This window comes from Wolbachia endosymbiont (group A) of Phasia obesa (genome assembly GCF_964028125.1).
In the GTDB taxonomy this organism is placed as follows: Bacteria; Pseudomonadota; Alphaproteobacteria; order Rickettsiales; family Anaplasmataceae; genus Wolbachia; species Wolbachia pipientis.
Genome location: NZ_OZ034764.1, coordinates 627,200 through 639,727, shown reverse-complemented (window position 1 = coordinate 639,727; position 12,528 = coordinate 627,200). Strand labels below are relative to the sequence as shown.

Here is a 12,528-nt window from a genome sequence, read left to right as displayed (position 1 = left end):
CTAACACGTAGCGGAATGACGATTGTCGGTAAATCTAAGTTACTGTAGCTATAAAGGCTTTCACAACAACCTATTTTCCTTGAAACTAAAATAGCTACTGAATGTAATAATAATGTGGTCTATTAATTCTATTCCTATACTTTGGCAAGCTTCTGCTAGTTGTCTAGTGAGAGATATATCGCTATTTGAAGGTTGTGTATCTCCGCTTGGATGATTGTGAGATATTACAATGGATGTTGAACCAATCAAAAGTGCGCGCTTGATGATCTCTCTGACATAAAGAGGAGTTTGATCTACTGTACCAATATTTTGCAGGTCTTCCGCTATTAGACGATACTTTTTATTCATATAGATGACACGAAAATTTTCCTTATTGAGGCTTCCTATACTTATTCTTAAATAATCAAGCAATTTTTCCCAGTTATCGATTACAGGCAGGTTTTTTATTTCTTCTCTTGCAGAACGAACAAAGGCTTGTTTTACACAAAAGATGGCAGATATCGCTGCATTGCTGACATCATCAACGTTTTGCAGCGCTTCCAGGTCAGCATTAAAAACTTTATTCAAACTGCCAAAATTTTCTATCAAACTCTTTGCTATCGGCTTTACATCAATTCTACTGTATGCTGAATATAAAATGTGCTCTAAAACCTCATAATCAAGTAATGATTGTCCATTATCTAAAATAATTTTCTCCCTTAGGCGCTTTCTATGCCCCTTTTTGTAATTTTTCATCATCAATGAATTGCTTATCTCTTGTATAATAAGAAATTAGATTTTTAAGTAAAATATTTAATAAAGCGCATGACGCACAATGTAAGAACATTCATTTTTAAAGACAGCAAATGGTGTCATGAAAGTAGCTGAGACACTGTCCTCCTTTGTCATACGATTAGCTAACACTGGTTCCTTTACGACGGCAGTGCCCAGAGGTGTCATCCCAGTGCATGCACATAGTGCAAAAAATTAAAAATAAGACGCCAATACGTAATACTGTTGTCGTTTAATCTGCACAGATTGAAGATAAATGAATACCTTCAGTATCATGATAAAGGGGCTGGCGAAGGGTGTCAAGTAGTTTTTAGCTCTGCCTTCTAAGGCTTTTACTCGTGACAACCACTGTGCCTGCGATCTTATCGTGCCAAGTTTGACAGCGTTTGTTGAAATTTGACCATAAAAAGCCCAAGAACAATGGTGCAACTGACAATATAAAGGAAAAAAATCTCTTTGTTGCTTGTTTTAGGGTCATCTTTTCGAAAGTTTGTGCATCCACAACTCTAAGCCCAAATAATAGTTTTCCAGGTGTAGTAGCAAACTTTACCCACATATATATTACATAGCAAAAGAGCATAATAAACTGGACTATTTGATTTAGGATTAGTAATTTTATAAGTCTACTCTGCGTTGTCTTTTCTTCCGCAGACAGTGGTGCTTGCATTGGGGATTTTGCAGCAATTTGACTTAATATTTTGCTATCCTCTGAGTTCATAAAGAGCTGATTTAAGGCTTGGCTGCAAAACTGCAAGAACAAAACGATAATAATCAAATCAAGCAATACTGATATATAGCGCCTGAGGCCCGTTACATAACATATCCCATTTTCATCTTTCTTTACCTTTTGAATAACATTTATAGAAGAAAAAATAGAAAATAAACGATTAAAAAATTTATGTAACATATATATACTTTCCAATATTTAACGTGCCCCTGGCCGGACTTGAACCAGCATGCTTTTGCAAGCAACAGATTTTGAGTCTGCCGTGTCTACCATTCCACCACAGGGGCATTAAGTTTTAATGCTATAGGCAACACGGAATTAGTCAAATTTTTTTGCCTTTACATCTTTCAAATGAGGACTAAATATTCTACAATAATCAACAGTTACTCTCAAAACTTAAAATGAATGAATTAGCCAATCTCCTCAGTTCAAGAAGTGTAGATAAGGAAATATGTAAATTACCGCATAATTTAGAAGCTGAACAGATGCTTATTGGTGCAATGATTCGTGATAATAGAATCTGTGATGCAGTTGAAGACACAATTACAGCAGAAAATTTCTATGATCCACTGCATCAAAGTATTTTTACGCAAATATCTAAAACCAGGAAACACGGTATAGTTGCCAATGAACTGAGCCTCAAAATGTTTTTTGAGAACGACCAAGCGTTTACCGAGTGTGGCGGGGTAGAGTACTTAGCAAAGCTTGCAGCGAAGGCAAGTATTGCACTTGATATTTATAGTTTGACTAGAATAATCCGTGATACTTACTTAAGGAGATGTTTAATTAAGCTCGGGCAAGAAATAGTTGGTGATAGCTACAACTACGATATTGAAAATCCTGCACAGGCGCAAATTGAACAAGCAATGACAAAATTGTTCAATTTGGCAGTAAAAAAACAAGGTGAGAAAACATATATAAAACTTGCAAGTTCAATTAAAGATGTAGTTGAGAAGATCAGCACACTGAAAAATAATCCAGAAGCGCTAGGCGTTACAACCGGACTTCAAGATCTAAATCAGCTTCTTGGTGGTCTACAAAAATCTGATTTATTAATTTTAGCTGCAAGGCCTTCTATGGGTAAAACAGCATTGGCGCTAAACATTGCACTTAATGCTTGTAAGATGTTGCAAAAAAGAGCAGATAAACAACACCATGTAGCGTTTTTCTCACTTGAAATGTCAGCAGAGCAATTAACTGCAAGGCTGATCACTATAGATTCAGGGATTAGTTATTATAAGGCATTAACCGGGAGAATTAGTGATTTTGAATTGCATGAATTTATCAATACTAGTACAGAATTATCTGAACTGCCTTTCATCATAGATGACACCCCTGCGCTATCAATTAGTGCCCTTCGCACCAGAATACGCTTGCTGTATCAATTATATAATGTAGAAGTGGTATTCATTGATTATTTGCAGCTAATCAGAGGAACAACAAAAAGGAGTAATGAAAATAGAGTGCAAGAAATCTCGGAAGTGACGCAGGGTTTGAAAGCAATTGCAAAGGAGCTAAATATTCCCATTGTTGCACTATCTCAGCTCTCTCGTTCTGTTGAGCAGAGGGATGATAAAAAACCACAACTTTCTGATTTACGTGATTCAGGGAGCATAGAGCAAGACGCAGATATAGTAATGTTTCTCTATAGAGAAGAGTATTATGAACTAAGAAAACAGCCAAATGAAGGAAACAATAAACATCGGGAATGGCAAGAGAAAATGGAAAAAATTAGAAACATTGCAGAGCTCATTATTGCAAAGCAGAGAAATGGACCAATTGGCAGTGTGAAGCTATATTTTGACTCTAACAGAGGTGCATTCAAAGATTACACGGAAAGGCATAGTTCATAGCTTGGCAGCAATCTTCTTGTTCCCAAGTTCATTGATTATTTTTTTTATGTAAAGATAGCTTGACAATTTCTTAAAAATCCTTTTATATATGGTATTATATTTTATAATACGTGAGATGATGAATAAAAACAATGTACCCTATTATATAGCTGGAACTCTGGCTGCTTTAACTTTATTAGCATCTGGAGTGTTTGCTGCAGCTCCTTATATTGGTTTCTTAGCTCCAGTTGCAGCATTAAGTGTTGGCCTTCCATTTATTATTGGTGGTGCTGTATTTTCTGCTGTAGCTATTGCACTTTCGTATGCAGCAGTTAGTAAGAACAAAACTATTTCTGAGAAGGAAGCTCAGCTTTCTGATGAAAAAAGTAAAGTAGAAGCTAAAGGTAAAATAATTTCTGAGAAAGTAAAAGAAATATCCGAAAAAAATACTCAACTGGCTAATCAAGCAAAAGAGATAGAAGATAAAGATAAAACTATTTCTGAGAAAGATCGGGAGATTTTTAGAATGAAAAATGAGTTGGCTGCAACCAGAAGGATTAATGCTTCTCAGCCAGGTAATGCGGTAGAATTTGATAGCATAAACCAGCAGCTTACTAAGAGAGATTTCGAAGTACAAACTCAAGAGCAAGCCATTATTTCACAAGCAAAAGGGAAATTTAATAGTGTTGGAAATAAATTAAAAAATATTTATGATACTATGCCATCAGCTGAGTTTGCAAAGGATATCAAAACAGCATCTGAAAAAGCATTTACTTCTACAAAAGAAGCATTTATTAGTGGTCGTGTAACTCGTATTGTTAAAGATGGCTTAAAAGATGTTTATGGTACGTCATTTGAACCAGTAAAAAGTGCACTTAATAGCTTTGGAAGCAGCTTGAAAAACACTTGTGATACATCAATTGAGTCAGCAAAAGGGACAATTAGTAGTGTTGGAAATAAATTAAAAAATGTTTATGATACTATGCCATCAACTAAAATAGAATTTTCATGGGTCTCAGAAAAATTTTCACCATACTGGAATAGTGTTAAAAACTTGATGTTTGGTAATAAGGCAGATCAAGCAAGTGGTGCTAGTCAACTTTCAAGTGAATCTCAAGGTAATGGTATTGTTATTCCAGAGGGGGCAAAGCTAGAGCTTTCTCCAATATTATTTGATTTTTTGTTTAGAGAAAAACAGAAGATGGTAAGGCAATTTTTAAGAGAGCAAACTGATGAAAAAAAGAATGTGGCTACACAAGAAAATTTAAAAACTGAGACTCCTAGCCAGGAAAATCAGATGAATATTGATAACGTTCCTAAGCAACCTGATCATTTAAATGTTGATGCTGCTAAAAGTTATTTAATGAGTCTTTCTGAGGATCAGGATGTATTTTATGATGCAGAATCTGGTGATGAAAAAGGTACTGAGATTTCTAGCCCAGAAAGTCAGCCAACTAAAGAAGAAAATGGTCAAGGCTGGTTTGCATGGAGCCTAGGAAAGGTTAAGTCGGCAATGACTGAAGTAGTAGTGATAGGTGCTGATGTTACTAAACCATATTGTGCTAAAGTAACTAAGGCACTTGCCACCTAACTTGAATATGTAGACAGCGGTGTGCACCGTCGTTAACTAAAGATAATCCCATCCAGGAGAAATAGTTTTTACACTATTTCTCCTCTTTAGCATCAACCCTCAAAAAAACCGGCGTAGGTTTAGGCAATGTTATGCCTGAACTTACGCACGCGTCGCACAAAGATTTTAAATCTCGTTGTTCTTTCGGAATTTGCAGTTGATTTAGTATCATCTCTGCTGACTTGGGAACGATTGGCTGCAATAAAATGCCTATTATCCTGATATATTCCAGTAACTTGTAAATTACTAAATTCATGCGCTCTCTGTCAGTTTTGCTTAGTGTCCAGGGTGCACTTTTGTCTATGTAGGCATTTGCTTCAGAAGAGATGTTGATGATTAGAAGTATGATATGGTTAAATTCATACTTTGATAGGTGATTCATCACTTGATCGAGTATAGCTTTGCAACCTGGAAGACTTTCTTCACCTTTAAGTAGGCTTTGATCGATTGTTGGTACAATTCCAGAACATTGCTTGTGTAAAAATGAAATTGTTCTTTGCACTAAATTGCCTATGTTGTTTGCCAGTTCTGAATTTATCCGGCTGATCATATTTTTCTTACTAAAGTTGCCATCTTGGCCGAAGCTTGCTTCCCTGAGGAGAAAATAGCGTAGCTGATCAACACCAAACTCTTGAGCGAGGCCAATTGGATCTATGACATTACCAAGGGACTTGGATATTTTCTCTCCCTCGTTCAACCACCAACCATGAACTGCAATTTGTTTTGGCAGTGGTAGGTCTGCTGCAAGGAGAATCGCTGGCCAATATACAGCATGAAAGCGCAATATGTCTTTACCGATTACATGAACGTTGAAAGAGTTGTCAGCTAGGTTTGCAGCGCTTGACACTGGAATCTGCGTTTTCCCTTGGTTTGGTGTCATTCCAGTGCTTGACACTGGAATCTGTGTTTCTGGTTCTGCCCAAAACCTCTTATATTCCTCACCTTCAGTACTAGGTAAACCTATTGATGTAAGATAATTGGTTAATGCATCTATCCAGACATAGATTACGTGTTTGTCATTACCTGGTACTTTTATTCCCCAGTTAAAACTAGTGCGAGAGATTGAGAGGTCAATGAGCCCTGATCTTACAAACGATATCACTTCATTTCTTCTGCTCTCAGGAAAGATAAAACTTGGCTGATTTTTATAGAGTTCCAGTAATTTGTCTTGCCAGTTTGACAAGCGAAAAAAGTAGCTCTCTTCTTTTATCCACTGAACTTCTGCGCCTGTTGGTGCTTTGCCATCTATCAGCTCTGATTCCTGATAAAATGCTTCATCACGAACTGAATACCAACCCGAATAGGAATCCAAATATATTTGCCCTCTCTCTTCAAGTCTATTCCATAAAGCTATAACTGCTTTTTTGTGACGTTCCTCCGTAGTGCGAATAAAATCGTCATACTCAAAATTCATGAACTTAGCCAATTCTTTAAATGAAACGCTCACATCATCTGTAAATTCTTTTGGCTGCATTTCCTTTGCTTTAGCTGCTTTTTCTATTTTTTGTCCATGTTCATCTGTACCGGTGGTAAATTTGACATTTTTCCCAGCTAGTTTCATGAACCTTGCCACCACGTCACACAAGAGAGAAGTGTATGCATGACCAATATGCGGCTTATCGTTTACGTAATATACTGGCGTGGTGATGTAAAAGTTCTCGAATTGTTCCATGGTTTAGCATTTTGATAAAAATCAACTGAGTTAATTATAGTATTAAAAAGGCAGTAATAAATAAATATTGATTGGGTTAAGCATAATTTTTGAAAAAAGCTATTTACTGAAATTTTATTAAAATAAGAAACAATCAGGCATGATTATTGAAAGAACAATGAGAAATTTTCTTGTAATTCTATTTATAGTTTTCTATGCATTTGATGCACACGCTGATGGAGCAACAGATGTAATGTGTAATGTAATAGGTTACGTTCATGGAATAGGTGGACCAATGATTACAGTGGTAATAATTGGTTCAAGCTTACTTGCAATATTTGGCAGAATGCCTTGGCCTGCACTTTTCGCACTGGGTATGTTTGTTGCTGTGTTTTTTGGTGCTCCTCAAATTGTAACAAAGGTAACAGAAAAAGAAGTTTGTTGTCTTTTTAAAGGTCAAACCTTGGAGAATGGAAAGTGTGTTGCTGCTCCTGGATATGAACGTGTAGGTACAGGTTATGCTTGTCGTTCCGGTTGGGCGCTAACTAATAAAGGCTACTGTATAAAAGCTGGCCAAGATCCTTCAAAGTATTGGAAGTGAAAATGGTGCTTTTATAGAGTTAAATCTAACAAACCGCAGAGTATATAATTAACATCCACGCCTTTAGTTAGATTCCACTCACGCTTTATTACGTTGTACTCCATGCCAGCCATGTTTTGCAGCGTTACATTATTTTCTCTTAAGTGATTTGCAATTTCTGACGGCTTGAGAAATTTATTCCAGTTATGTGTACCTTTTGGCAGCCAATTTAATATGTACTCTGCACCAATTATTGCAAGGCAGAAGGATTTGATAGTTCTATTTATTGTGGATATAAAGATTAACCCCTCCGGTTTTAGCAGTTCTATCGCTTTTTTCATGAAAAGCTCTAAATTATCCACATGTTCAACTACTTCCATCAACAGAACCACGTCGTACTTCTTGTCATTGCTTAGCTCTTCAATGCTGGTGTGTATATATTCTATATTTAACCCTACTTTTTTTGCATGTGAATGCGCTACTTTTATGTTTTCTTCACATACATCTATTCCCACAACGTTAATGCCAACGCGTGCCATTGACTCTGACAAAATGCCACCACCACACCCGACATCAAGCAATGATAATTCTTTTAAATTGCATTTTTTTAACTCTTTTATTTTCTCAATAATGTAAGATACTCTAACAGGATTCATCATGTGCAATGGTTTGAATTTGCCGTTCTCATCCCACCACTGGCCTGCCATTTTAGCGAATTTTGATATTTCATCTTCGTTATAAGTTTTTGTTTTCTTTTTCTTAGAGGTTATATTGCTGAGTTTATCAAGGCGTTTTTTATGTCTGCTTTCTTTTGAAAATTCTGTTTCGAGGAATTGTTTGACTATGTCTTTTGCTAATCCACTCGCAGTAAACCCTGCACCAAGACACAGTACATTTGCGTTGCCATGCTCGCGAGCTAATTTTGCGATCTCAACACTGTTACATAAAGCAGCGTAGATTCCTTCAAAACGATTTGCCACAGTACTCATGCCCAAACCTGTACCACAAATTAATATCCCATAATTTGCTTTTTTGCTTGTTATATCTTCTACAACTTTAACAGCATAGTTTGGGTAATCTACACACTTTTGCTTAGCAGTGCAGCCTTGATCTACTACTCTGTAACCTAGGGCTTCCAGGTAAGGTTTTATTTCTGATTTTAATTCATAACCAGCATGATCTGAGGCAATTGATACTATACCTAACATATAAGAAATAAGGACATTTTATATGGGTTTGAACTTTCTGTCAAGTCATTCAATGCTTCTGACCTTTTGGGAGTTCTAAAGCTATAGCTAAGGTTTTCCTACGTCATACCGCAATTCATTCCACAACTGTACGAACATTGTGATTTGAGAATAATCTCCGCCAGGAAGGGTGTCATCCCAGTGCTTTGGCACTGAGATCCAGAAAACTTAATTTTAAATAAGTACACCAGATAGCTGTATAATAAGAACTGGATTCCAGTGTCAAGCACTGGAATGACACCTTCTGTATAAATATTAAGAAATTTACCAAACGAAAAAAAAGGCAAAAGAAGCCCCGTGGTTGGCTAATTACTTACATTATACTTTCAAGTATGGCGTTTTTTTATTCTAAACACTTAATAACCGCGATTTAGCTGCTTTTAAGCTGCAACTAATCTAAATTATAAACGTTAAGAAATTTACTAAACAGAAAAAAAGGCAAAAGAAACCCTAGGGTAGCTAGTTATTCACTATCCATTTTTTAAGTTGGCGTTTTTTAATATTTTAAATGCTTTATAAGCGTATTTCAGCTTGTGTAGGTCAAAACCCGGAAATTTGATAAAGACATAAGGTGCACATAGTGCAAAAAATTAAACATGAGACGCCAGATACGTTGAGTTTTTTTGTCATTTAATCTGTACAGAGAAGATAAATAAATAGCTTCAGTTTCATGATAAGGGCGCTGGCGAGGTTTGTCAAGGAAGTTTTTTGTTTCTGTGGGCTACCTGGATGACAGGATTGCTCTTGAATTTGTATAGCTACATTGTCGGTAAATCTAAATTGCTTTAGTTATAGAAATAAATTTCGAGTCAGATGTGTATAAATTCTATATAATTTTTATCCTACTACTAATTTAACAAGATGGATCATATAGATATTATAAAATCAAAATTATTATTATCCGACATAGTAGGTAAAAAAGTCAGATTAATAAAAAGAGGAGATAGTTTTGTTGGGCTCTGTCCATTTCATAACGAAAAAACCCCATCTTTTTCGGTGAGCAATACTAAGGGGTTATATTACTGTTTTGGTTGCTTGGCTAGTGGTGATGCATTTGAATTTATTTCACAAACTGAAGGATTAAGCTTTAAAGAAGCATTGGAAAAATTAGCATCGGTTACAGGTGTTGAACTGCCCAAAAATCTTAGTATTACAAAAGAGGACAATAAACTATTTTTAGCGCTTGATTTAGCTGCAAATTGGTTTGCACAAAAAAATCAAGGTGTTGTAGATTATTTAAAGCAGCGTAAGATTTCACCTAAAATCATAGATAAATTTAAGATAGGTTATGCACCAAGCTCTGGTTTGAAAGAGTATTTAAACTCTTCAGGTATTGAAGACAGAATTTTGATTGATATTGGATTAGTAAACAAAAATTTTCATGATTATTTTTATGACCGGCTGATATTTCCTATACAGAGCATTGCAGGGAGAGTTATTGGTTTTGGCGGACGTGTGCTAAGTTCTGAGCAACAGCCGAAATATTTAAACAGTCCAGAGAGTCAGCTCTTTAAGAAGAGGGAGAATTTATACGGATTAAACTTTGCTTTAAGCGAAATACGTAAAAAACAGCACATACTCGTTGTTGAAGGATATATGGACGCTATAGCGCTACATCAAGCAGGAATTAGTAATGCAGTTGCTCCGCTTGGTACCGCAATTTCTGCAGAGCAGATAAAAAATCTATGGAGATTTGCTAAAGAAATCTCCATCTGTATGGATGGCGATAGTGCTGGACGTCATGCTGCTACTCGAGTTGCAGAACTTGCTCTGCCAATATTAGAGCCTGGATACACGTTAAAGTTTGTGACTTTGCCAAGTAATAAAGATCCATACGATATATGTAACGAACTGGCATACAAGAAAGAAGACGTGTTGACTGCTCTTGACCATTCAACAAAACTGCATTCTGAATATTTATGGCATCACATAATCGATAGCAATTTGCAAAATTATGAAAAACTTGCTCCGGAAAAATATTCAATTCTTGAGCACAAGTTCATGGAATATGTAAATACTATTAGCAACAGCAGTATTAGAAGGTATTACAGAGATTATTTTTACAATAAGGCTAGTGAACTAAGAAGTAGCTTCAAAAAACAGATTTTTAATAGTAAAACTGGAGCAACAAAAGGTGAGTATCTTCATAACAAATCTCCAGAGCTAATTGAAGCAGAGCAAAATCAGGCCGTAATTTTGCGTATAGCCGTAGAATTTCCTGAAATTTTGAACCGTCCTATATTTTTTGAGCAATTTTCTCATTTTGAATTTACTAATGAGATGAAAAGATTACAACAGCGTGTAATTGATGTAATAAGTAACAAAAGCAAACTCGATAAAGAGGCTTTGTTACAAGAATTGAAACAGTTTAACGTTATAAAGTATGTATTTGAAAAAACTAGTGTACTAAATAGCCAACTGAACGAGAGAAAATCTGCAGAAATTGTGTGGAATAATATAGTGTTACTAAAAGAATTAAATGCATTACGAAAAGAAAGAACCGAAGCGAGGCTGAGCGGTAATCTTGACTTAGAAGAAAGGTTAATAGAACAAATAGAGCAAATAGAAAGTAGTATACAAGAAATGCAAATGGAGTTTATTGAAAAGTAGATATCGTCTCGTTAGTCAACAAGAAAATTACAAAATAAGACAATATTTTACATAAGATTGAAATTTTTAACTAATTAAGCCTTCCTCCAACAGCTTTGCCCTGTAGTTTTTGATATGGTTAGGATCACTTGAAAATGTATAATTTTTGTAGTTAGCTCTGCTATGCATATAAAGCTTACTATTGACTTTTATCACATTATCTCACATTATCTCACATAATATGCATGTGAGAAGAATATGAACTGGAAGAATTTTCGTCTTAGTACACGTCTCAACCTAGAAGGGCCTGTAATTGAACAAGTGTACGAGTTAATTACTGCAGTTGATAGTGTTAAAAATAGCTGGCAGATAACGAAAAAACTACTACCACAAACAATTGAAAGATTAACTCATTCAGTTATTGTTACATCTTCTGGCGCTTCTAACCGTATTGAAGGAAATCGTCTAACCGATAAAGAAGTTGAGGATCTATATAAAAACCTACGTGTCAAAAAATTTAAAAATAGAGATGAGCAAGAAATTGCTGGCTACTTAGAAATGCTTACACTAATATTTCATGATTATACGGATATTCCAATTAGTGAGTCATCAATATTGCACATTAACAACCAGATGCTACTTTATAGTGAAAAAGATTTGTATCATAGAGGAAAATACAAAGCAAGTTCTAATAGAGTTGAGGCAAAAGATCAGAATGGAAAAGTTGTTGGTATAATTTTTGATCCCACACCACCTTACCTTGTTAGAAAGGAAGTACAAGAGCTTATTGATTGGTATCACTGGTCCTTAAATAATAAATTTAAGCATCCTCTTATTATTGTTGCTAACTTTGTTTTTGAGTATCTGGCAATACACCCTTTTCAAGATGGAAATGGCAGAACTAGTAGATTGATGACTAATTTAATGCTGTTGCAGCAGGGTTATGATTTTGTATCTATTGTATCACATGAAAAGATAATTGAAACTAACAAACTTGATTACTACTTAGCGCTTAATAAAACACAAAGTAGCTGGAAAAGTGGCAAAGAAGATATTTCCCCGTGGTTAATATTTTTTCTTAATGTACTCAAAACGCAAGCAAATGAGGCGCATTATATTCTTGAGAGGGAGAATACTGAATATTTATTATCAAGAAAACAATTGTTCTTCTGGGAATGGGCACTTAGCCTTGCAGATAAAGAATTTAGTAGAAAAGATGCTATAGAAGCTCTAGGATTTCCTCCAAGAACAGTAGAGGCAATTACAAAGAAACTGCTAGGGATGAAATACTTACAGCGTCTTGGAGAAGGCAAAGCCACTAGATATAAAGTTATTATTTAAAAGTTTTAGTATATTTTTCAAGATTTTTTTAAATCCAGTCTTATGCACAACTTTGTTTGCAATTTTACATTTTTATTCGATTAAAAATTGCATTTTAGCAATAAAAAACTTACTTATTGTAGGAAAATCTTGTGTTTGTTCTCATATAAAACTATTTATG

Annotated in this window: 9 protein-coding genes, 1 tRNA gene and 1 pseudogene; 6 read left to right on the top strand and 5 right to left on the bottom strand. The window is 35.3% G+C overall.

Going from position 1 to position 12,528, the window contains the following annotated elements; all coding sequences use genetic code 11:
- Positions 1–60: 60 nt before the first annotated feature.
- The 3 genes from radC to ABWU29_RS03260 all read right to left on the bottom strand — a co-directional run bounded on the left by radC (position 61) and on the right by ABWU29_RS03260 (position 1,785).
- Complete coding sequence (radC, locus tag ABWU29_RS03270) at positions 61–735, bottom strand: RadC family protein (protein ID WP_197907349.1); 675 nt, start codon at positions 733–735, stop codon at positions 61–63.
- A gap of 346 nt (positions 736–1,081) precedes the next feature.
- Entirely contained in the window at positions 1,082–1,678 is a 597-nt protein-coding gene (locus ABWU29_RS03265) for an RDD family protein (protein ID WP_015589093.1), read from the bottom strand.
- A 24-nt stretch (positions 1,679–1,702) separates the two neighbouring features.
- Positions 1,703–1,785: transfer RNA gene (locus ABWU29_RS03260), tRNA-Leu, on the bottom strand.
- A 114-nt stretch (positions 1,786–1,899) separates the two neighbouring features.
- On the opposite strand from ABWU29_RS03260, the gene ABWU29_RS03255 reads away from it, so the two are divergent.
- Positions 1,900–3,351, top strand: coding sequence for a replicative DNA helicase (locus ABWU29_RS03255; protein ID WP_141456959.1), 1,452 nt, complete (start codon positions 1,900–1,902; stop codon positions 3,349–3,351).
- A gap of 115 nt (positions 3,352–3,466) precedes the next feature.
- Complete coding sequence (locus tag ABWU29_RS03250) at positions 3,467–4,921, top strand: hypothetical protein (protein WP_264378106.1); 1,455 nt, start codon at positions 3,467–3,469, stop codon at positions 4,919–4,921.
- A gap of 73 nt (positions 4,922–4,994) precedes the next feature.
- On the opposite strand, the gene metG is transcribed toward ABWU29_RS03250, so the two are convergent.
- Positions 4,995–6,632 (bottom strand): methionine--tRNA ligase, encoded by a 1,638-nt coding sequence (gene metG, locus ABWU29_RS03245; protein WP_015589097.1) that lies wholly within the window; start codon positions 6,630–6,632, stop codon positions 4,995–4,997.
- Between the two features lie 139 nt (positions 6,633–6,771).
- Between metG and ABWU29_RS03240 the strand changes: the two genes are divergently transcribed.
- Positions 6,772–7,212 carry a TrbC/VirB2 family protein gene (locus ABWU29_RS03240; protein ID WP_010082521.1) on the top strand — a complete coding sequence of 147 codons (441 nt, stop codon included), beginning with the start codon at positions 6,772–6,774 and terminating at the stop codon, positions 7,210–7,212.
- An 11-nt stretch (positions 7,213–7,223) separates the two neighbouring features.
- Here the strand turns inward: ABWU29_RS03240 and ubiG are convergent, their stop codons facing one another.
- On the bottom strand, positions 7,224–8,399 hold the full coding sequence (gene ubiG, locus ABWU29_RS03235) for a bifunctional 2-polyprenyl-6-hydroxyphenol methylase/3-demethylubiquinol 3-O-methyltransferase UbiG (RefSeq protein ID WP_015589098.1): 1,176 nt from the start codon (positions 8,397–8,399) through the stop codon (positions 7,224–7,226).
- Between the two features lie 195 nt (positions 8,400–8,594).
- Between ubiG and ABWU29_RS06015 the strand changes: the two are divergent.
- The 3 genes and pseudogenes from ABWU29_RS06015 to ABWU29_RS03220 all read left to right on the top strand — a co-directional run.
- Positions 8,595–8,681, top strand: a pseudogene (locus ABWU29_RS06015) (WPE palindromic element domain-containing protein); the annotation flags it as partial.
- Positions 8,682–9,299: 618 nt separating this feature from the next.
- Positions 9,300–11,048, top strand: coding sequence for a DNA primase (gene dnaG / locus ABWU29_RS03225; protein ID WP_015589099.1), 1,749 nt, complete (start codon positions 9,300–9,302; stop codon positions 11,046–11,048).
- A gap of 237 nt (positions 11,049–11,285) precedes the next feature.
- Entirely contained in the window at positions 11,286–12,368 is a 1,083-nt protein-coding gene (locus ABWU29_RS03220; RefSeq protein WP_006280480.1) for a Fic family protein, read from the top strand.
- Positions 12,369–12,528 lie beyond the last annotated feature (160 nt).